The organism is Azospirillum sp. BE72 (genome assembly GCF_031455875.1).
Taxonomy (GTDB): Bacteria; Pseudomonadota; Alphaproteobacteria; order Azospirillales; family Azospirillaceae; genus Azospirillum.
Genome location: NZ_JAVDTO010000011.1, coordinates 190851 through 211805, shown reverse-complemented (window position 1 = coordinate 211805; position 20955 = coordinate 190851). Strand labels below are relative to the sequence as shown.

The 20955-nt window shown below is 67.5% G+C and carries 16 protein-coding genes; 7 read left to right on the top strand and 9 right to left on the bottom strand.

Annotation, left to right across the window (positions count from 1 at the left end; all coding sequences use genetic code 11):
* Positions 1 to 523: 523 nt before the first annotated feature.
* Positions 524 to 2401, bottom strand: coding sequence for a right-handed parallel beta-helix repeat-containing protein (locus J2Y49_RS23000; protein WP_310117322.1), 1878 nt, complete (start codon positions 2399 to 2401; stop codon positions 524 to 526).
* A 410-nt stretch (positions 2402 to 2811) separates the two neighbouring features.
* Between J2Y49_RS23000 and J2Y49_RS22995 the strand changes: the two genes are divergently transcribed.
* A complete protein-coding gene (locus J2Y49_RS22995; RefSeq protein ID WP_310117321.1) occupies positions 2812 to 3426 on the top strand; it encodes a cold shock domain-containing protein in 615 nt (204 codons plus the stop codon).
* A 79-nt stretch (positions 3427 to 3505) separates the two neighbouring features.
* Here J2Y49_RS22995 and J2Y49_RS22990 read toward each other — a convergent pair whose 3' ends face one another.
* From J2Y49_RS22990 to J2Y49_RS22980, 3 genes are read right to left on the bottom strand one after another with little or no spacing between them, the layout of a single operon-like run.
* Positions 3506 to 5218 carry a ShlB/FhaC/HecB family hemolysin secretion/activation protein gene (locus J2Y49_RS22990; protein WP_310117320.1) on the bottom strand — a complete coding sequence of 571 codons (1713 nt, stop codon included), beginning with the start codon at positions 5216 to 5218 and terminating at the stop codon, positions 3506 to 3508.
* 48 nt (positions 5219 to 5266) lie between these two features.
* Positions 5267 to 7405: an adenylate/guanylate cyclase domain-containing protein gene (locus tag J2Y49_RS22985; protein WP_310117319.1), complete on the bottom strand. Its 2139-nt coding sequence runs from the start codon at positions 7403 to 7405 to the stop codon at positions 5267 to 5269.
* Between the two features lie 25 nt (positions 7406 to 7430).
* Complete coding sequence (locus J2Y49_RS22980) at positions 7431 to 8144, bottom strand: hypothetical protein (RefSeq protein WP_310117318.1); 714 nt, start codon at positions 8142 to 8144, stop codon at positions 7431 to 7433.
* Between the two features lie 287 nt (positions 8145 to 8431).
* Between J2Y49_RS22980 and phoU the strand changes: the two genes are divergently transcribed.
* The 3 genes from phoU to J2Y49_RS22965 all read left to right on the top strand — a co-directional run bounded on the left by phoU (position 8432) and on the right by J2Y49_RS22965 (position 11988).
* A complete protein-coding gene (gene phoU / locus J2Y49_RS22975; RefSeq protein ID WP_310117317.1) occupies positions 8432 to 9217 on the top strand; it encodes a phosphate signaling complex protein PhoU in 786 nt (261 codons plus the stop codon).
* A 222-nt stretch (positions 9218 to 9439) separates the two neighbouring features.
* Positions 9440 to 10594, top strand: coding sequence for an ATP phosphoribosyltransferase regulatory subunit (locus J2Y49_RS22970; protein WP_310117316.1), 1155 nt, complete (start codon positions 9440 to 9442; stop codon positions 10592 to 10594).
* Between the two features lie 101 nt (positions 10595 to 10695).
* Entirely contained in the window at positions 10696 to 11988 is a 1293-nt protein-coding gene (locus J2Y49_RS22965) for an adenylosuccinate synthase (protein WP_310117315.1), read from the top strand.
* A gap of 77 nt (positions 11989 to 12065) precedes the next feature.
* Here the strand turns inward: J2Y49_RS22965 and J2Y49_RS22960 are convergent, their stop codons facing one another.
* Both J2Y49_RS22960 and J2Y49_RS22955 read right to left on the bottom strand, forming a co-directional pair.
* Positions 12066 to 12770 carry an SDR family oxidoreductase gene (locus J2Y49_RS22960; protein WP_310117314.1) on the bottom strand — a complete coding sequence of 235 codons (705 nt, stop codon included), beginning with the start codon at positions 12768 to 12770 and terminating at the stop codon, positions 12066 to 12068.
* A gap of 100 nt (positions 12771 to 12870) precedes the next feature.
* Positions 12871 to 13323 carry an Rrf2 family transcriptional regulator gene (locus tag J2Y49_RS22955; protein WP_149225602.1) on the bottom strand — a complete coding sequence of 151 codons (453 nt, stop codon included), beginning with the start codon at positions 13321 to 13323 and terminating at the stop codon, positions 12871 to 12873.
* A 254-nt stretch (positions 13324 to 13577) separates the two neighbouring features.
* On the opposite strand from J2Y49_RS22955, the gene J2Y49_RS22950 reads away from it, so the two are divergent.
* Positions 13578 to 14210: an MBL fold metallo-hydrolase gene (locus tag J2Y49_RS22950; protein WP_310117313.1), complete on the top strand. Its 633-nt coding sequence runs from the start codon at positions 13578 to 13580 to the stop codon at positions 14208 to 14210.
* Positions 14211 to 14239: 29 nt separating this feature from the next.
* Here the strand turns inward: J2Y49_RS22950 and J2Y49_RS22945 are convergent, their stop codons facing one another.
* Positions 14240 to 15061 (bottom strand): ParB/RepB/Spo0J family partition protein, encoded by an 822-nt coding sequence (locus tag J2Y49_RS22945; protein WP_310117312.1) that lies wholly within the window; start codon positions 15059 to 15061, stop codon positions 14240 to 14242.
* A gap of 432 nt (positions 15062 to 15493) precedes the next feature.
* Here J2Y49_RS22945 and J2Y49_RS22940 point away from each other — a divergent pair, with 432 nt between their 5' ends.
* Positions 15494 to 15970: a ribose ABC transporter permease gene (locus tag J2Y49_RS22940; protein WP_310117311.1), complete on the top strand. Its 477-nt coding sequence runs from the start codon at positions 15494 to 15496 to the stop codon at positions 15968 to 15970.
* 9 nt (positions 15971 to 15979) lie between these two features.
* Positions 15980 to 17320, top strand: coding sequence for a class I SAM-dependent methyltransferase (locus tag J2Y49_RS22935; protein WP_310117310.1), 1341 nt, complete (start codon positions 15980 to 15982; stop codon positions 17318 to 17320).
* Between the two features lie 131 nt (positions 17321 to 17451).
* Here the strand turns inward: J2Y49_RS22935 and J2Y49_RS22930 are convergent, their stop codons facing one another.
* Together J2Y49_RS22930 and J2Y49_RS22925 are read right to left on the bottom strand one after the other, a co-directional pair.
* Positions 17452 to 19611: a malate synthase G gene (locus J2Y49_RS22930; RefSeq protein ID WP_310117309.1), complete on the bottom strand. Its 2160-nt coding sequence runs from the start codon at positions 19609 to 19611 to the stop codon at positions 17452 to 17454.
* A 159-nt stretch (positions 19612 to 19770) separates the two neighbouring features.
* The gene (locus J2Y49_RS22925; RefSeq protein WP_310117308.1) at positions 19771 to 20916 is read right to left on the bottom strand and encodes a hypothetical protein; all 1146 of its coding nucleotides are present in this window, start codon (positions 20914 to 20916) and stop codon (positions 19771 to 19773) included.
* Between the last annotated feature and the right edge of the window lie 39 nt (positions 20917 to 20955).

Below are 20955 nucleotides of genomic sequence, written 5' to 3'. Positions count from 1 at the left end.
CATGTGTTAGGCATGCCGCCAGCGTTCGTTCTGAGCCAGGATCAAACTCTCAGGTTCAGATCGCCAACCGAAGCTGACGACTGACAGGACCGCCTGAAGCGATCTCCTGAAACGTCGATACTGATACAGTCTCTCTGATCAAAAGATGCACAGACGATCCTCAATGTGCCGATCCCCGTCCGGAAACCCAACACCCCAAGGCCGCAACGGCTACCAACTGCCGCCGCCTGCGCATCCCTTCTCACAACACGGTATAAACTTGTCAAAGAACCCGCCCGATGCAGAAACCGAAAGCTCCACCGAACCTCTGGGGTTCAGGTGATAAGCGCCGGTTTGTCGGGCTTCCCGTTCGCGTGTCGGTCGCTGCCGGTTCGGCGGCGCCGGCGTCGTTCGCGTCGGGAGGCGTCTTATATGCGGCCCACCCCAAACCGCGCAAGCACTTTTTTCAGCGGGATGACGTTTTTCTGACCAGAGGTTCTGACCCGGGGGGCGCCAGTGGTCGGCCGACGCCCCTCGGCCTTGGTCAGGCGGCGTGATCCCAGAACTGGGTCATGCTGCTGTCGGCCTGATAGCCGTCCACGCCCATCGAGGACCAGCTGAGGTCGTGGATGCCATGGGATAGCGCCGCCGCATCTTCCTTCAGGGAGTAGTCGCCGCGGGCGCTGTCGGTGAAGCCGGGGTTGAACACGGCGTCGTTCGGCCCGTAAGCCTGCCCATTGGCGGCAAGGTTGCCGTCCATGGTCAGCCTGCCGGGGCTGAGGAGCTTCCAATATTGCTCGATCGGCATGTCGCCGGCAGCCAGATTGTTGATCACCGTGTTGTCGTGCGGGCGCGCCTCGTCGCCCGCCTTCGGAACCCATTCCAGGCGGATGAAGGCGTCCTGCGGACGGCTGGCAACGCCGAAATTGTTCTCCAGCAGATTGTTGTCGCCGCCGTGGACGTAGATACCGCCCCAGGCGAAGCCTTTCACGAAATTGTCGCGCACGTTCACGCCGCTGGTCAGGTCGTCGAGCGAGATGCCCCAGCCCTTGTGATCGGTCAGCCAGTTTCCCTTGCCATCGGTGGCGAGCCCGCCGGTGTCAACGATCTCGTTCCCGCGAATGACGGAGCCCATGTCGGCAGCGGAGCGGCCGAGCATTTCGATCCCGCCACCGTCGGCGGTCTCCTGCCCGACATGATGGATCTTGTTGAACTCGACGATGTTCTTGCGGTTCAGCTGTCCGTCGTCCCATTCCTTGAACGAGACGCCGTAGCGCGGGGCATCGGTGATGTCGTTGTGGCTGACCACCGTGTTGCTGCTGCCGGCAGCACCGATGCCGGCGCCGCCCTTGCTGATCTGGCCGATATGCTCGATGGTGTTGGCGTAGATGCGGTTGCCGTTGGCGGCGTGGATCATCGATACGCCATCTCCGCCGAGATGTTCCATATGGTTGCCGGCGATACGGCTGTTGTCCGTCCCGTCGAGCGAGACCGCGGTGCCGACATTGACGAAGTGGTTGCCGCCCACCGAATTGCCCTGTCCGCCCTGCATCGAGATCGCCGCACCGTCATAACGGGCGTCGGAGAAGGTCAGCCCTTCGATGCTGAGGTTGCTGGCATTGCTGGTCTTGATCAGCGAACCGAGCCGGGCGACCACGACGCCGTCGGACTGGAAGCTGCCGGGGTCCTCGGGCTTCACCACCAGCTTGCCATCGCTGGCGCGCCAGCCAAATTCCCCGGCGTCGCGGATCAGCGAAGCGTCATTCATCACCCGGTAGGTGCCGCCGGTGCGAAGCCCATAGGAAGCCGCATCGTCGAGCGTAACCGTGTGATGAAACTGGTCGATCGACTTCACATGCGAGATGTCGTCTTTCAACCTTTCCGTGTCGAGCGTCTGGACGACCAGACCCGCATGGGGCTTCAGGCCCGACGGGATGTCCCCGGCGGAGAAGTTGAAGCTGGTCTTGCTGGCGCCCGTGGAATTGGCCTTCAGCACGTGCCATCCGCTGGTCGCCGGGGCGGCCGGGTCGAAGTTGCCAGTCTGGGCCGCATGCTGACGGACGCCGCCGATGCTGACGTCCAGGCCGTTGGCCGAGGAGAGCTTGGCCGAATAGAGGCCTTTGCCCTCGCTGGCAAAGCCGGTCACCCGTTCCCCGCCGCTCAGCACCGGCGTCTCGCCTTTATAGGCGACGAAGCTGTGGCCGCTGTCGCGGGCGTCGAGGGAGAGCGTCTTGTCCAGGCGATAGGTGCCACCGCGGACATAGGCGGTGTCGATATCGCTCGACCGCATGGCGTCGCGTGCCTTCTCGAGGCTGGCGAATGGGCCGTCGGTGCGGTCGGCGTTGGGAGCGGCGAGCCGCCCGGACCAGCTGTCATTGCCCTTGGTGGACACGAAGAAAGCGGTCTGGTCGGTGGTCGGCATCAGTTGATCCTCCGTTCTGATGGAGGCATAAGTCGAATTTTTTAGTTAAAATTTTATTTACGAGCTTAGTACCTCTGATGGACAGGTGCGATCTGCAAGATCGGCTTCATGTAAACCGAAACCTTATTCAAATTTGCGGAGGTTCATGTTTGGTTTTGTTTGGAACGACCAACCATGGTGATCACCCAAACTTCCGGCCAGAGATTCCCGTTTTACGTGTGCGTGTGGGCAGCCCGCCTCCGGTGTGCATCGTGGATGCATTACAGGGCCTCACCGCGCTGGTCATTTTCTGGAATTTTATGATAAGCTTGTGCCCGCCGGGGTCTTGTTCTTGGTCATTCAGCGGAGCCGCGCCCAGTTCAGCGTCAGGACCGCCCGCCCCGGCCTACAGGACGTGAAAGGGACCTGTCTTGAGCGAAGAGTTGAAGAACGTCACTGCGACGAACGTCACCGCGACGGTAAAGTGGTTCAAGCCGGAAAAGGGTTTTGGGTTCGTCCGCCTTGCCGATGGGTCCGGCGAGGCCTTCTTGCACGCTTCGGTCCTGGCTGCCGCCTCCCTGCCCAACCCGGTCGAGGGCACGACGGTCGTCTGCGATCTGGCCCAGGGCGCCAAGGGTCCCCAGGTCGTCGCCATCCACTCCGCGACGCCGCCGGAAACCCCGCCGGCGCCGCGGGCCCGCAACCAGCGACCGCCTCGCCCCACCGCCTCGGCCACCCAGCCGTCGGCCCAGCCCGAGGATGGCGGCGAGCCCCTCGTCCGTGCACCCAAGCCGCAGCGCGAACGCCGCGAGCGTCAAGCCGAGCCCGCCGGGCCCGCCACCATGGCCTACGGCACCGTGCGCTGGTACAACCTGGACAGCCAGTCCGGCCTGATCGAACCGTGGGAAGACGGGGCGACCGTCTATTTCGACCGCGCCACCCTGCGTCAGTCCGGCCTGGACATCGTCGCCGACGGCGAAGACGTACGGTATCTGGCAGTCGGGTCGGAAGATGCGCCGGTCGCGCAACGCGTCGAACTGATCTGACGGCAAGCCGCTGCCGGAAAAGCAATGCCGTGCGGAGACCCTGACGGGCCCTCCGCGCGGCTATTTGCGTTTGTTTCGATCAGAACCGTGTCGACAGGGTGAAGAAAACACGTGGAGCGCGGTCCTGCGTGCTGAGGGGCGTGGCGATAAAGGGCTTCGCCACCTCGACGCTGCCGTCGATCCGCCGGAACACGCCGAAACGCAGGCCGGCGCCGGCCGAGGCGAGAGAGCGGCGGCCATGGCGCGTGCCGCCTTCATAGTTGTAGACCGCACCGTAGTCGCCGAAACCATAGGCGATGGCGTAATCCAGCCCCTCCTCCTGCACCGGCAGGATATATTGCAGCACCGCCCGGCCGGCGAAGCCGCTGTCGCCGGTGAGTTCCGACGGGTCGAAGGCACGGCCGTACTGCTTGCCGCCGACACCGTATTCCTCCGACGACAGCAATTGATCGGGGCTGTATTGCGCTTCGCCGGATAGCGCCAGGATTAGCGAGTCGTCCAGAGGCTGGTTGCGCTGGGCCGAGACCAGCAGCTTGCGGAAATCGCTGCGCCCGCCGCTGCGCGTCAGGTTGGCACTGCCGGACGAGGTGGAGTTCAGGATGTCCAGGCCCTTGGACAACTCCGCCGTCAGCAGGTTCGTGCCGCCCCACCCGTCGGCGAAGTCGTAGGAGATATTGGCGCCGACGATGCGCAGCCGGTCCTGCGAGAGCTTGTCGCCGAGCACGTCTGTGCGGCTGTCGCGGATGGTGAAGCTGACGCCGGCCCGCAGGGTCTGCGCCCGGCTGCGGATGAAGGGATGCGCCACCGCAATGCGGGCGGAACTCGTCAGGCTGTAAAGCTCCAGCGGACGCACGCTGTCGCCCGGCTCCGACCAGGAGCGGCGGGCGCCATACTCGATGGTCGTGCCCTCGGCATCCACCGGCACCAGCTGGCTGACGTCGAAGAAGCGCAATTCGCGAATCTGCGGGGTGACGATGCCCTGGGCGGTGGTGCGCTCGAACAGGCCGAGCTGGTCCTCGACGCTGGCGACGCCGGTCAGTTGCATCGGCCCGACCGAGCGGGTGCCACGGTTGTCAAGCGACAGGAAACCATTGAAGGGCGTGCGCTCCAGGGCCAGCGTCAAGCGCGAGGCGCCGGGAGTATCTGGAGAAGCCTCCAGCACCGTCTTCACCGCCACGCCGGGAAGATCGTCGGCCAGCAGGACGTAGCGTTCCATGTCCGCCATGCGCAGCGGGCGGGAGGCTCTGATCTTTTCCCCCATCCGGCGCAGCAGGTCCAGCCGGTCGGCCGCCTCACCCTGGACCACCACGTCGCTGACATAACCCTCCACCACCTTTAGGCGGACGATGCCGTCGCGGATGCGCTGGGCCGGGACCACCGCCTGCGACAGCACATAGCCGTCGTTGCGGTAGCGCGCGGTGATGGCGTCGCGGATGGCGTAGAAGTCGGCAAGCGTCACCGGCTTGCCCAGCTTGTCGCGCCACAGGGCAGACAGGCTGTCGGCGTCATAGACGCTGTTGCCGTCGATGCGGATCTCGTTGAGCGTCAGCGTGATGCGTTCCGCGTCGCGGGGCGGCGGAGCCCTTTCCGGCTCCGGCATCTCGATTTCCGGGACGGACTGCGGCAGGACCGGACGCTCGAAGCGTTGCTCCAGCCGGTTGGGGTCGAGCGAGGGCGGCAGAACCGGCGGAACCGACTGCGCCAGCACCGGCAGCGGAACGGCGGCGCCGGCCAGCAGCAGGGCGGACAGGCGGGCAAGGCGCAGGGCGGAACAGGGAACGGAACGGGGCATGGCGGAGATCGCGGTCCTGGGAAGGGCGGCTTCAGGGCTGATTGAAAGCTACTTGTCGGTGAGCGCGGTCACGCCGGCCCAGCCGGGATCGGCGGGATGGCAGACGCGCTTTTCCGCCTTGTGCAGCATCGCCAGCGCGGCGCCGTCGCCAGCCACCAAGGCGCGGAAGCCGGATGCCGCTTCTTCGAAGCGGCCGGCACGCCAATGGTCGAGGGCAGCGGCATAGGCGGCGCGCTGGGCGCAGTCCTCCGGATCGGCGCGGCGGGCCCCGGAGAGCGGCTCGAACACCTCGACCGGTTCGCTGCGGCCGACCACCTGAACGATGTCGAGGGCGCGGAAGGCGTCCGGATCGCCGTGGTGGCGCACGGTCTCGCCGCTGACCATCAGAGCGGTGTTGTAGTATTTGTTGGCCCCTTCAAGGCGGGAGGCCAGGTTCACCGTGTCGCCCATCACCGTGTAGTTGAAGCGGCGAGGCGAGCCGATGTTGCCGATCAGCGCCGGACCGGTGGCGATGCCGATGCGGTTGGAGCCGCGCCCGCTGGAGGTCGCCAGCAAGGTCGGGTCGTCCGCCATCGCCTGACGCATCGCCAGCGCCGCCGCCACCGCGGCGCGGGCATGGTTGTCGATGGCATAGGGGGCGCCGAACACCGCCAGCACGGCATCGCCGATGTATTTGTCGACGAAGCCGCCATGCGCCTCGATGATGTCGGTCATCACGGTGAAATAGCGGTTCAGCACGGTGACCAGGGCTTCCGGTTCCATCCCCTCCGACATCTTGGTGAAGCCGGCGATGTCGCAGAACAGGATCGACAGGTCGCGCTCCTCACCGCCCAGGCTGGGCGATTGGCCCGATGCGATCATGTCGTCGATGAGGGAGCCCGGCAGATAGAGCTTGAAGGCGTTGCGGATGCGCCGCTGGTCGCGGTCCAGCACGGCGAAGCGGAAACCGAGCGCAAGCGGGAAGACCAGCACCGCCGCCAGCGCCGCCTGCAGATAGGGCAGGACAATGCCGGCCTGGAAGGCCTCCACGGCCACGCCGCTCCAGCCGGCCAGCAGCAGGATCAGGCCCACTGCGGCCACCGGCGGGCGAGCGGCCAGCGTCACCAGGGCGGCGAGCCCGGCCAGCAGCAGGACCAGCGCCGCGGCGGCCGGCTTGCCCAGTTCGGCCAGCGCGTCGCCGGTCATCAGGTTGGAAATGGCGGCGGCGTGGATGTAGACGCCGGGGATGCTGTCGCGGGTGCGGCCGGCGACATACAGGTCGCTCATCACCGGCAGGGCGCAGCGGTCGGGCAGGTTCAGCCCCTCCGGCTTCGTCACCCAGCGGTTGGAGGATAGCTTGCGGTCCTCCACGTCCAGCACGGTGCCGACCATCACCGCCTTGCCCTTGAAATGCTTGGCGAAATAGTCGGCCTTGCCGGCTTCGGCGCAGGCGAACAGGTCGGCCAGCGAATAGGTCGGGATGGCGCCGGGGGCCGTGGCGTGGTTGACCAGCAGCCGGTTGCCCTCCCCGCCCGGCAGCCGGTAGCCGCCCAGCGAGACGGAGCCGTCGGCCGCCCGCTCCAGTGGCGCCTTCAGCGCGCGGGATGCCACCTCCACCGCCATGCCCGGTTCGGCCTTCGGCTGGCCATCCGGCCCGGTCACGCCCAGCGTCAGCGGCACGCGGCGAAGCACGCCGTCCGGGTCCTCGACCAGATTGACCGAGCGGACATTGTTGACCCCGGCGGCGATCATGTAGCCGCGATAGGGCATCAGCGGGTCGCTCTGGTGCTGCACCTTGGCCAGAACCAGCCGGCCGTCCTTGCCGCCGCGGCGCAGGGTCAGCAGATAGTCGCGTTCGAAACCGGGGATCAGCGTCTCGACCGAGGTCGGGTGGACAAGGTCGAGGCCGATGGCCGCCGCCCCGCCGTCCAGCATCGCCCCCAGCACGGTGCCCAACCGCGGCCCCCACAGCGCCTGCGGCGTGCCGGCGAAGGGTGGGCGGCGGTAGGTCTCCTCGTCGATGCCGACCACGACCACCGGAGACGGGTTGGGCGCCGGCCGCGGGCCGTGCAGACGCTCGCGCAGCCAATAGAGGCTGTCGATCGACGGTCCCTGCAGGGACGGTGAGGCCGCCAGTGCCAGAAGCCCGGCGAGGACCGGTGCGACGGCGCCGAGCAGGACCAGCCTCACGCGCCGGGGCAGTTTCATCGTCGGCAGCCTCACGCCCGGCCGGTCAGAAACGGATCAGGCGGCCGAGAGCCGGGCCGCCGCCGGCGACCGCCTTGTCGTCGATCTTGACGACGAAGGACTTCTGCCCGGCGGAGACCTTGTAGAGGCCGCCCGGTTCCAGCCCGGTGCCCTGCTTGGCGGTGTCCAGCGTCGTGCCGGGAACATTGACCGTGGTCAACGCGATGCCCTGCACGTCCAGCCGGTCGATGGTGACCGGGCCGGGGGCCGACAGGATCAGCACCGGATGGGTCTTGAACAGCGTGAAGTCCGGCTTGGGCAGCGGCGCCTTCATGCCGGGCAGGGCGATGGGCGCGCTGCGGAAGACGGTCACCCCCGCCTTGCCCGCCTCGTTCGACGCCAGCAGAAGCTTGCCGCCGTCACAGGGCAGCGTGTGGCGGTCGATGGTTCCGCCCTGCACCGCCGACTCGCGGGCGCCGATCGTCACCGAACCGCCGGTGATCGTCTCGTTCACGCAGGATTCCAGATAGCTCAGCGTCAGCGTCTGGCCGGACTTCAGCGCCAATGTGCGGCCAGCCGTCAGGTAGTCCATCGGCTGCACGCCGTCGACGCCGTCCGATACATCCTCGACCAGCGCGGTGGGAGCAGCGCCGGCAGCGGCAGGCGCCGGATCGGCGGCGAGCGCCGCCGGAGATGCAGTCAGCAGAAGCAGGGCACCGGCGACGAGCGCGCGGGCGGGCATCTGGAACGCGACGGACATGGAAACGGCCTCCCGGTCAATGCAACGGGGCATGCCTGTTGCGGACGGATTCAATATGGCTGTGTACCCTTTAGCGAAGTTACCGAGTTACTTCAAATCCAATACGTCGGCCCGACATCCCGGTGTCAGTAACGCCGGCCCTGCAACCGCCGCGAGATTGTCATAAATCCGCAATGAACCCGCCATTCCGGAGTCATCAGCCAACGCTATTGTACGCGTCCCGCGCCCAGGCGACCGCTCCGGTCGCGGCGGTTGGGACGGGCATCAATGGGGCGTCGCGACCGATCATGGGCACCGAACACATCGTCCGCTCCTTCGCGCAGGAACTCCAGCGCCTGTCGAACCTCGTGACCCAGATGGGCGGCGTGGCGGAGGCGCAGGTGGAGGCCGCGGTGAAGGCGGTATCGCGCCGCGACGTCGGGCTGGCCTCACAGGTGATGCAGGCAGACGCCAGGCTCGACGCCTACGAACGCGACATCGACGCGGAAGCGGTGCGACTGCTGGCCCTGCGACAGCCGATGGCCCAGGACCTGCGCGAAATCGTGTCGGCCCTGAAGGTCTCCGCCGACCTGGAGCGCATCGGCGACTATGCCGCCAACGTCGCCAAGCGGTCGCTCGCGCTGGCCCAGGTGCCGGTGGTGCGACCGGCGGCCGGCATTCCGCGCATGGGTCGGCTGGTCGAAGCCATCCTGAAGGACGTGCTGGACGCCTATATCGAGCGCGACGTGGACAAGGCCATCGCCGCCTGGGAGCGCGACGAGGAGTTGGACGACCTCTACACCAGCCTGTTCCGCGAGGTCCTGACCTATATGATGGAGGATCCGCGCAACATCACGCCCTGCACGCATCTGCTGTTCATGGCGAAGAACCTGGAGCGCATCGGCGACCACGCCACCAACATCGCCGAGATCATCCATTTCCTGGTGGTCGGCACGCCGCTGACCATCCTGCGGCCAAAGAACGACGGCAGCAGCTTCGCCGTGGTGTCGCCGGCGATGGCATCCGCCGGCCGGCCGGAAACGGACCTGCCGGGCGTGCTGGATGACGAGTCCGGACCGGCGGACGCCGGCTGAACGCAACATCCCCCACGATATCCGCAGCGACACTTTAGTCCGGCAAAAGCCGGCAAAATCCCGTGGTTTTCCTCATTCGCACCGCCTGCGCAGGGGAGATACCGCCGAAGCGCGGGGCTTTTCCGTTTGCATGCGGCGCGGGTGTCGGGTATTAGCCCGCCCCGTGTGTCCGACATTCGCCGCGGCACCCTGTCCCCTGCCTGAAACGAGACGACGCTGGTCATGCCCGCCGACGCATTGAGTTCCGCCCTGCTCCCCGCCGGACTGCACGACGTGCTGCCGTCCGAAGCGGCGCACGAGGCGGCCGCCGTCGAACGCCTGCTGGCGGAATTCGCCGCGCAGGGCTACCGCCGCGTCGATCCCCCGCTGGTGGAGTTCGAGGAGAACCTGCTCTCCGGCCCCGGCGCGGCGATGTCCAAGCAGACCTTCCGGCTGATGGACCCGCATTCGCAGCGGATGATGGCGGTGCGTGCCGACATCACCCCGCAGATCGCCCGCATCGCCACCACCCGCCTGAAGAACGAGGCACGGCCGCTGCGCCTGTGCTACGCCGGGCAGGTGCTGCGCGTGAAGGGATCGCAGCTGCGCCCCGAACGCCAGTTCACCCAGGTCGGCGTCGAGCTGATCGGCGCGCTGGAGGCGGAGGCGGATGCCGAGGTGGTTCTGCTCGCCGTCCAGGCGCTGACCGCCATCGGCGTGCCGCACCTGTCGGTCGACCTCTGCGTTCCCACAATGGTGTCGCGCATCTGCGCCGGGCTCGGCCTCGGCGAGGACGAGATCCGGCAACTGCGTTCGGCGCTCGACCGCAAGGACGCCGCCGCGGTGGCCGCAGTCGGCGGACCGGCGGGGGCGCTGCTGGAGTCGCTGATGAGCGCGTCGGGTCCTGCGGACCGCGCCATGCAGGCGCTGGCCGCCCTGCCGCTGCCGGAGGGGGCCGAGAAGGATCGCCGCCGGCTGACCGACACGCTGGCCCTGCTGCGCGCGGCGATGCCCGACCTGACGGTGACCGTCGATCTGGTGGAGCATCGCGGTTTCGAATACCAGACCGGCCTCAGCTTCACCCTGTTCTCCCGCGCTGCGGGCGAACTCGGCCAGGGCGGGCGCTATCGCGCCGGCGCCCAGGGCGAAGATCGCGGAGAGCCGGCGACCGGCTTTACGCTCTACATGGATACGCTGCTGCGCGCAGTTCCCGCTGCCAAGGCGCCGGGGCGCGTGTATGTGCCGCACGGCACCGGCTGGGAATCGGCGCGCCGGCTGCGGACCGAGGGTTGGGTTACGGTGGCCGGGCTCGCCCCGGTGGCCGATGCGGTCGCCGAAGCCAAGCGGCTGCAGTGCGGCCATTGGCTGGCCGGCGGAGACGTCAAGCCGGTCGGATGATCCGGTTTTAGGGTGAACGGACCCCCACGCCGCGCGGATGGTGCCCTGCGGCGGATCGGGCGGTCGAGCGGTTCCTTATCGAAGTTTTGCGGAGACGAGAGATGGCCAACGTTGCGGTGGTCGGCGCCCAGTGGGGCGACGAGGGCAAGGGCAAGATCGTCGACTGGCTGTCCAGCCGGGCCGATGTGGTGGTGCGCTTCCAGGGCGGTCACAACGCCGGCCACACGCTGGTGATCAACGGCGTCGAATACAAGCTGAGCCTGCTGCCGTCCGGCGTGGTGCGCCAGAGCAAGCTGTCGGTCATCGGCAACGGCGTCGTCTTCGACCCGTGGGCCTTCATCCGCGAAGTGAACGCGATCAAGGACAAGGGCGTCTCCGTCACGCCGGAAAACCTGATCGTCGCCGAGAACGTGCCGCTGATCCTGCCGGTGCACAGCGCGCTGGACAAGGCGCGCGAAGAGGCCAAGGGCGCCGGCAAGATCGGCACCACCGGCCGCGGCATCGGCCCGGCCTATGAGGACAAGGTGGCCCGCCGCGCCATCCGCCTGTGCGACCTGACCGACGAGGCCGTGCTGGTCGAGAAGGTCGACGCCCTGCTGGCCCACCACAACGCGCTGTTCCGCGCACTGGGTGCGCCGGAGATGACCCCGGCCGACATCCTGGATCCCCTGCGCGAGATCGCGCCGCAGGTGCTGCCCTATGCCGCGGTCGTCTGGAAGCAGCTGGACGAACTGCGCCGCGCCGGCAAGCGCATCCTGTTCGAAGGCGCCCAGGGCACGATGCTGGACATCGACCACGGCACCTACCCGTACGTCACCTCCTCCAACACGGTGGCTGGCAACGCCGCCGCCGGCAGCGGCATGGGTCCGCGCGCCGTCGGCTATGTGCTGGGCATCTGCAAGGCCTACACCACCCGCGTCGGCTCCGGTCCCTTCCCGACCGAGCTGAAGGACGAGATCGGCGAGCTGATCGGCCAGAAGGGCAAGGAGTTCGGCGTCGTCACCGGGCGCAAGCGCCGTTGCGGCTGGTTCGACGCCGTCATGGTGCGCCAGGCTATCAAGACCGGCGGCATCGACGGCATCGCCCTGACCAAGCTGGACGTGCTGGACGGCTTCGACGAGATCAAGGTCTGCGTCGGCTACCGCCTGGACGGCCAGGAGTTGGACTACTACCCGTCCAACGCCGGCGCCCAGGCTCGCGTCGAGCCGATCTACGAGACCTTCGAAGGCTGGAAGGACACCACCCGCGGCGCCCGCTCCTGGGCGGAACTGCCGGCCCAGGCGGTCAAGTATGTCCGCCACATCGAGGAGCTGATCCAGGCGCCGGTCGCCCTGCTGTCGACCAGCCCGGAACGCGACGACACCATCCTGATGACGGACCCGTTCGCCGACTGATGCGGCGGGGAGTTCCCAAGACAGAAGGGCCGGCGCTTCGCCGGCCCTTTTTCGTTTTCGGCAGAGTCGCGCGCCGGTCACACCGACCGCGTCAGCCCGCCGTCGACCCGGATGTTCTGCCCGGTGATGTAGCCGGCCCCGGGCGAGGCCAGGAAGGCCACCGTCGCCGCGATCTCGTCGCTGCTGCCGTAACGCTGCATGGGCACGCTCTCGCGGCGCTCCTCGGTCGCCGGCAGGCTGTCGATCCAGCCGGGCAGGACGTTGTTCATCCGCACATTGTCCGCCGCATACTGGTCGGCGAAGATCTTGGTGTAGGCGGCCAGACCGGCCCGCGCGACGGCCGAGGTCGGGAACATGGCGCTCGGCTCGAACGCCCAGGCGGTGGAGATGTTGACGATGGAGCCGGACTTCTGCGCCACCATGATCGGCGCCACCAGCCGGACCGCCCGCACGACGTTGAGGAAATAGACGTCGATCCCGCGGTGCCAGTCCTCGTCGCTGATCTCCAGCAGCGGCCCCCGCGGGCCATGCCCGGCGCTGTTGACCAGCACGTCGATGCGGCCCCAGCGCGCCATCGTGGCGTCGACCAGTCGCTTCAAGTCTTCGTTGGACTGGTTCGACCCGGTCACCCCGATACCGCCCAACTCGTCGGCCAGCGCCTCGCCTTTGCCGGAGGAGGATAGGACCGCGACCTTGAACCCGTCGGCCGCCAGGCGGCGCGCGGAGGCCGCCCCCATGCCGCTGCCCCCGGCCGTGACGACGGCCACCTTTTCTCCAGACATCCGCAACCCTCCTGAAGTCATGTTGGTCCCGCCAACCATAGGGGCGCGGGAACATCGCCTCAAACGCGATTTCAGGATGGGAGGGCGAAGGCCCGCAGCGTCAGATGTCGAAGTTGGCGGCGATGTTGCCGGTGGACTGGCGATGGCGCAACGCGTCGGCCAGGGTCTGGTTGTCGAGCACGGCGGCGGTGGCGTCGCGGACCTGGACCATCAGCCAGCGGACCGAGCAGGTCGCCGTGTCGATGCAGTCCTCGCACGGCCGGAAGGAGGCCTTGCTGGCGCAGGGGATCGGGGCCAGATGGCCGTCGATCAGGCGAATCACCTCGCCGAAGGTGATCTGCGCCGCCGGCCGCGCCAGACGGTATCCGCCGCTCTTGCCACGCTTGGCGAACAGCAGCCCTTCCTTGCGCAGTTCCACCAGGATCGCTTCCAGGAACTTGCGCGGGATGTTCTCGCGCTCGGCGATGTCGGCGATCAGGATCAGATCGCCATTGTCCTTCTCCGCCAGCATGATCAGGGCACGCAACGCGTATTTGGCTTTCTGCGACAGCATTCCGGCGGAGTCCGTATTATTTGCGGCGGCGGTTGGTGGGACCGCCCCGATCTAAAGCTTCGGTGGTTAACATTTGGTACCGGCCCGGTATTCCACCCAAAGGCGTGACACCCGGCCGGTCCTGCGGACCTTAGCCAGAATCGCCGCCCAATGCGACCGGCATTGCGCGAATGGTTTGCGACGGCCGCCGCGGGCGCGTTAAGGTCGCGCGGCCTCCGTCGAACCGTTACCCAAGAAGCGCAGAAGGACAGGACATGCAGTACGCCATCGTTCCGGTCACCCCGTTCCAGCAGAACTGCACGGTGCTCTGGTGCCCCGAGACGATGAAGGGGGCTGCCATCGATCCCGGCGGCGACCTGGACCGCATTCTGGCCGCCGCGAAGGCCAAGGGCGTGACGCTGGAGAAGATCCTCGTCACCCATGGGCACATCGACCATGCCGGCGCGGTCGCCGATCTGGCCGACAAGCTGTCGCTGCCGATCGAGGGACCGCACCGCGAGGATCAATTCTGGATCGACGGCATGCCGATGCAGAGCCAGATGTTCGGTTTTCCGCCCGTCCGCTCCTTCACGCCCGACCGCTGGCTGGCGGAGGGCGACACGGTGACTGTCGGCAACCAGACGCTGGAGGTCCGCCACTGCCCCGGCCACACGCCCGGCCATGTGGTGTTCGTCCACCGGCCGTCGAAGCTCGCCATCGTCGGCGACGTGCTGTTCCAGGGCTCGATCGGCCGCACCGATTTCCCCAAGGGCAACTACGCCGACCTGATCGCCTCGATCCGCGACAAGCTGTTCCCCTATGGCGACGACATCGCCTTCATCCCCGGCCACGGCCCGATGTCCAGCTTCGGGCAGGAGCGGCTGTACAATCCGTTTTTGAATGACTGAGGCGTAGGTCTAACTGACCCAACCGCCCCTCAATCCACCATCGGCTCATCGCCCAGCAGCAGGTCGATGCGCCGGCGCAGGCTGATCAGTTCGCGGCGCTGCATGTCGTCGACATAGGCGCGGTGCTCGCGCGGATCGCCCAGCTTGGCGGTGGCGCGGCGCAGCGCGTCGAGGAAACGGCCGACCGCCGACATGGTGCGCAGCGACGGCTCCTTGGCGGCATCCTTGCGGCTGCGGGCGGCCTGGACGGTACCGTCACCGGCCTTCACCTGCTCCCACAGCGCCATCTGCTCTTCCAGATCCTTGATCCAGGCGATCTCGATCAGGGTGGAGCGGGAAACGTCGTGGTGGGCGGCGGCATATTCCTGCTTGATCGTCTCCGGCAGGCTGTTCAGCCGCAGGGTGTGGCTGATGTTGCTCTGGCTCTTGCCGATGATGCGGCCCAACTGCTCCTGCGTGTAGCCGAAGCGCTCGATCAGCCGGGCCAGCGCCTCCGCCAGTTCCAGCGCATCGAGGTCGACGCGCTGAACATTCTCCACCAGCGACAGTTCGTCCGGATTGCCGGAGGTGACCAGCGCATAGATGGTCGCCAACCCCAGCATCTCATGCGCGCGCAGCCGGCGTTCGCCGGCGACCAGCCGGTGGCCACCCACGACCTCCTGCACCAGGATCGGCTGCTTCAGCCCGTAATGCGCGATCGAGTCGGCCAGCCCCTGCATCTCTTCCGGATCGAAATGGCGGCGCGGCAGATGCGGGTTGCGAAGGATCCGTGAAACGTCGAGTTCCAGCAGCCGGGGCGGTTTGCCCGCATCGTCGAACAGGTCCGAATGATCGGGCGCGAGCGTCGGCATGTCGTGTTCTGGTCCCCTGATTCCCAGTCCTTCCGGTTCCGCAACGGTGCCCCGGCGATACCAGCCATGTCAACGGTGGAGTGGAAGAAAAGGAGAACATTGCAGCGGCGATTCGCGAATGGAACGGCTGTCGCCCGGTCTGCCGCAGCATGGAGTACTCCCACTGGCTAGGCCCGCTGAAATACTCGACGTCCATAAAGCTTCATCGCGCCGTCACCGTTTTGTTAAACGATCGTTCAAAATCCATTCGGCTGGCGCAACGAAACGTAACTCAGTAGAAAGGGTTGAAGCAGAGCCGAGGAATTGATCCGGCGTCTGTTGGGAGGTCGGTCGATGTCACTTGCTGAACGCAAGCTTTTTGTCGAGCGCTGGATTCGCTCACCCCTTAAGGTCGCATCGGTAACTCCAAGCGGTCCCGAACTGTGCCGCGCCATGGCGAAGGCCGCCCAATGCGGTCCCGACCGCCGCGTGGTTGAACTGGGCCCCGGAACCGGTCCGGTCACCTCCGCCCTGCTCGGCCATGGCGTCACTCCCGGCAATCTGCTGATGGTCGAGTTGGACCCTGCCTTCGCCGACCATCTGTCGGTGCTGCATCCGGATGCGACGGTGGTGCGCGGCGATGCGACGCGGGTGCATCGGATCGTCCAGGCCCATGGTTGGGAGACCTGCGACGCGGTGGTGTCGGGCCTGCCGCTGATCGCCATGCCGCTGTCGGTCCAGGCGCGGATCGTGCGCGGCGCCTTTTCCGTGCTGGCGCCCGACGGGGTTTTCGTGCAATTCACCTACGGCCCCTTCGCCCCGGTGAATCCGGAGTTGATCCGGCGGCTGCGGCTGAAGCCGCGGCGCCACGCCTGGATCGCCCGGAACCTGCCGCCGGCGTCGGTGTGGACCTTCCGCCGCCTGCCCTGACGAGTCATTTTGACCGCTGAACCTGTTCTAGTATCCAACCCGTTGGACGAGGCGCGCGCCCTGATCGACGCGCGCCGTTACCGCCCTGCCCTGCGCCTGCTGCGTAGCGACGCCGTTCCCAACGGTCTGGAGCGGCTGCATCTGCTGGGGCTGGCCCATCTCGGGCATCGCGACGCCCCGGCGGCCATCGCCTGCCTGCGCCGGGTGCTGGCAGACCGTCCGGACGACGCCGACCGCCTTGCCGCCCTGGCGCAAGCCCATCAGGCCGACAACGCCCCCTTCCCCGCCGTCCGCTGGTTCGAGCGCGCGGTTCGAGTTTCGCCCGGCCGCCCTCCCCTGACCGCGGCGTTGGCCGGCGCCCTGCGCCGCGATGCCCGTTATGACGACGCGCTGGTCCTGGCGCGCAAGGCGCTGGTCGCTGGCGATACCTCTCCCGACATCCGGTATGAGGCGGCGATGGCCGCCGCCTATCTCGGCCGCGACGTCGAATCGCTGGCCCATTTCGACGCGCTGCTGGCCGAAGATCCCGAACATGCCGCCGCGTGGTTCGGCAGCCATGCCCAGGCGCTGCACGGTCACGGCACCGACGAGGCGTTGCGCCGCCTGCGCCATGCGACGCGCTGCGGCGGGGCCAATGGGAAATACTGGGGCTATCTCGCCGCCACCCTGCGGCTGCTGGGCCGCGATGCCGAGGCAGATGGGGTCGAGGCCGCGGAAATCGGCGACAACCCGAAGCGCCGGCCGTTGCCGGACGGGGCCAGGGCGCTGCTGCCCAAGCTCTCGTCCGACTTCCGCCTGTTCGGCAACAGCGGCCGGCTGCTGCGCCATGCGCTGTCCTGCGCCTTTGTGCCCGGTCTGGTGCTGGAGTTCGGCGTGCGGCGCGGCACCTCGCTCGACCACATCGCCGATGCGGCGGGGCAGGAAGTTCACGGCTTCGATTCGTTCGAGGGGCTGCCGGAGGGCTGGGTCAACTCCCCCCGCGGCGTGCTGACCACCGGCAGCCAGTTGCCCCCGGTGCGCGACAACGCCCGCCTGCATGTGGGATGGTTCGAGGACAGCCTGCCGCCGTTCCTGGCGGCTCATGCGGGACCGGTGCGGTTCGTGAATGTGGACAGCGACATCTACGCGTCCGCCCGCACGGTGCTGACCGCGCTGGCGGATCGCGTCCAGCGGGAGACCGTCATCGTGTTTGACGAGTATATCGGCAACCGCAGCTGGCGCGACGACGAGTACCGCGCGTTCCAGGAATTCGCCGCGGAGAATGGGGTGGGGTACGAATATTTCGCAGCCAGTCCCTACACCAAGCAGGTGGCGGTGCGGGTGTTGGGAGTTGGTGGGGAGCGAAGCTAGACCCCCACCTAACCTCCCCCGCTGGGCGGGGGAGGCACTGCCGCCGCTCTCCCGCAACAGCACCTGCCCCCTCCCCCGCTCAGCGGGGGAGGGTTGGGGTGGGGGTCTAACGTCGCATCAAGTCAGCACCCTCACCCCGCCGCCTTCACCTGACGGCGGCGCGCATGCAGGACCGGCTCCGTGTAGCCGTTCGGCTGGACGCGGCCCTTGAACACCAGGTCGCAGGCCGCCTGGAAGGCGATGCTGCCGTCGAAATTGCCGGCCATCGGCCTGTACAGCGGGTCGCCGGCATTCTGCTTGTCGACGACGGCGGCCATGCGCTTCATGACCTCCATCACCTGGGCCTCGGTGCAGATGCCGTGGTGCAGCCAGTTGGCGATGTGCTGGCTGGAGATGCGCAGCGTGGCGCGATCTTCCATCAGCCCGACATCATGGATGTCCGGCACCTTGGAGCAGCCGACGCCCTGGTCGATCCAGCGCACCACATAGCCGAGGATACCCTGGGCGTTGTTCTCCAGCTCCTGCCGGATCTCGTCCTCCGACCAGTTGGGGCGGTCGGCGAGCGGAATGGTCAGGATGTCGGACAGGGCTGCGGCCTGACGCTTGGCCAGCTGGTCCTGCACCTCGGCCACGTTCACTGCGTGATAGTGGGTGGCATGCAGGGTGGCGGCGGTCGGCGACGGCACCCAGGCGGTGTTGGCGCCGGCCTTCGGGTGGCCGATCTTGGCGACCAGCATGTCGGCCATCAGGTCCGGCATCGCCCACATGCCCTTGCCGATCTGCGCGCGGCCCTTCAGCCCGGCGCGCAGACCGACGTCCACATTGTTGTCCTCATAGGCCGAGATCCACTTGGTGGCCTTCATCGCCGCCTTGCGGACGACCGGGCCGGCCTCCATCGAGGTGTGGATCTCGTCGCCGGTGCGGTCGAGGAAGCCGGTGTTGATGAACACCACGCGGTCCTTGGCAGCGCGGATGCACTCCTTGAGGTTGACGGTCGTGCGGCGCTCCTCGTCCATGATGCCGACCTTGAGGGTGTTGCGGGCCATGCCCAGCAGATCCTCGACGCGGCCGAACAGCTCGTCGGTGAAGGCGACCTCTTCCGGGCCGTGCATCTTCGGCTTCACGATGTAGACCGAGCCAGCGCGGCTGTTGCGCAAGCCCCCATCGGCCTTCAGATCATGCAGCGCGATCAGCGAGGTGAAGACGCCGTCCAGGATGCCTTCCGGCGCCTCGCTGCCGTCGGACAGCTTGACCATGTCGATGGTCATCAGGTGGCCGACATTGCGGACCAGCAGCAGGCTGCGGCCGTGCAGGGTGACGCTGCCGGTCGGCGTGGTGTAGGTGCGGTCCGGGTTCAGCTTGCGGACGACGGTCTTGTCGCCCTTGGGGAAGCTGGCCTCCAGCGTGCCCTTCATCAGGCCCAGCCAGTTGCGGTAGGCGACGACCTTGTCCTCCGCATCCACGGCGGCGACGGAATCCTCGCAGTCCTGGATGGTCGACAGGGCGGCTTCCAGAACCACGTCGGCGACGCCGGCGGCATCGTCCTTGCCAATCACGCTGCTGCGGTCGATGCGGATCTCGATGTGGGTGCCGTTCTGCACCAGCAGCACGGCCGACGGGGCCGAAGCCTCGCCCTGCCAGCCGACGAAGGCGGCCTTGTCCTTCAGGCCGGTCTTGCCGCCGCTCTTCAGCGTGACCGCCAGCGCCTCGCCCTCGACCGCATAGCCGGTGGCGTCGGCATGGCTGCCCTCGGCCAGCGGAACGGCGTCGTCCAGGAACTTGCGGGCCCAGGCGATCACCTGCGCGCCGCGGGCGGCATCATAGCCGCCGGCCGCCGGGGTGCCGGGGATGGCGTCGGTTCCGTACAGCGCATCGTACAGGCTGCCCCAGCGCGCATTGGCGGCATTCAGGGCATAGCGGGCGTTGGTGATCGGCACCACCAGCTGCGGGCCGGCGAGATAGGCGATCTCCGGATCGACGTTGCCGGTGCCGACGGCGAAGTCGCCGCCCTCCGGCACCAGATAGCCGATCTCGCGCAGGAAGGACTCGTACTCGGCCTGATCGAAGACCTTGCCGCGGCGGGCGACATGCCACGCGTCGATCTGCGCCTGCAGGCTGTCGCGCTTGTCCAGCAGCGCCTTGTTGCGCGGCGCCAGCTCGTGCAGGAGCTGGTCGAGGCCGGTCCAGAGACGGTCGGCGTCAACACCGGTCCCCGGCAGCGCCTCGTCATTGATGAAGTCGTACAGCGGTTGGGCGATTTCGAGGCCGCCACGGCGGATCCAGTTGCTCATCTCGTTGCGTGTCCCATTCTCTTGCGCTCGGTTCGCAGACTCCTCTCCGGGAGTCTTGGTTCATCGGTTATCGCGTCTTCCGCGCGAGCCGGTCAACACAATGTCGCACCGCAGCGTATGGAGAAATGGTAGCAGGCGGCTGGTGTCCGCCGGGCTCGGTCAGGCCAGCATATCGAGTGCCGCAGCCGGCTGGACAGCGGAGGCGACCGCCGATGGCAGGCCCGGGATCTCCGCCGCGTCCGCATCGCCGCCCAGCAGCCCGGCCACGCCAAGGGACTCGCTTGACCCGAATGCGGCGGCACGCAGGGCGTTGACCTCCTTCTGGGCGGCTTCGACCATTTTGTCGTCGGCCTTGAAGCCTTCCCGTCGCTCGCGCCTCCGCTTTTCCGACTCGTCCAGCATGTTGGCGGCCTTGGCTTCGCCGATGATGCGCTTGGAGGTGGCGAGCACCCCCTCCACCCGCTGGCCGAAAGCATCGGCCTCGCGATAGCGCGACATCTTCATGGCGTTGTCGGTCATCATCTGCTGGATCATCGGGCCGTGGGTGCCGGATGCTCCGCCGGCCCCTCCACCGGCTCCGGTAAGCCCGCCGGCACCCAGCCCGGACAGAACATCCTCGACCAGCCGGGCAATGTCGTCGGGCAGTGCGCCGTCCTGCGGAACCGCAAGCCCGGACTCGGCGTCGGCCGCGGCATCGGCTGCCATCAGGTCGGCAGTTGTCTCGGCAGCGCTTTGGGCGGCGCTTTGGGCCGGAACTCCCTCCCCCGTGGAAACTCCGATGGTCAGCGTCAGCTCGGTCTGCTGCAGGGTCAGGCTGGTCGTGCTGCGGGTGATGGTGGTTTCGCTGGACAGCACCGTTCCGCCGGCCGCGGCGGCACTGTCGCCGGGCAGACCCATTTCCGCCGCCGCCCTGATGCCGGCGCCATACTCCTTGGCAGCGCGTCCGGCCTCGCGCGCCAGCAACGCGGCTTCGCGCGCCAAGGCCGCCAGCTTCTGCGCATCGCCCTGGGCGAAGCGCATCGCCAGCTTCAATTGCTCAATTTTGCGTTCGACCTGCTCCAGCCGGGCAGCTGCGGCCTCCTTGGGCCCGCCGACCCGACGCGCCTCCTCCAAGGCGGCCCTTGCGGCGGAGTTGTCGCTCTGCCATTTGGCCGAGGGCTGGGTCAGGGCCTGCGCGCGCTCCGCCTTCTGGGCGAGCTGGCCCTGGGCGTCCTTCGCCTCGAGCTCCTTCTCCCAGGGCTTCTTCGCCTGCTGCAGCCGAAAAAGGCCGGACTGGCCGTCCGCCACCACGCTGAAGACGCTCATGCCGCCACCCTCCGGCCCGGCCGAACCGAGTTGTTCGCG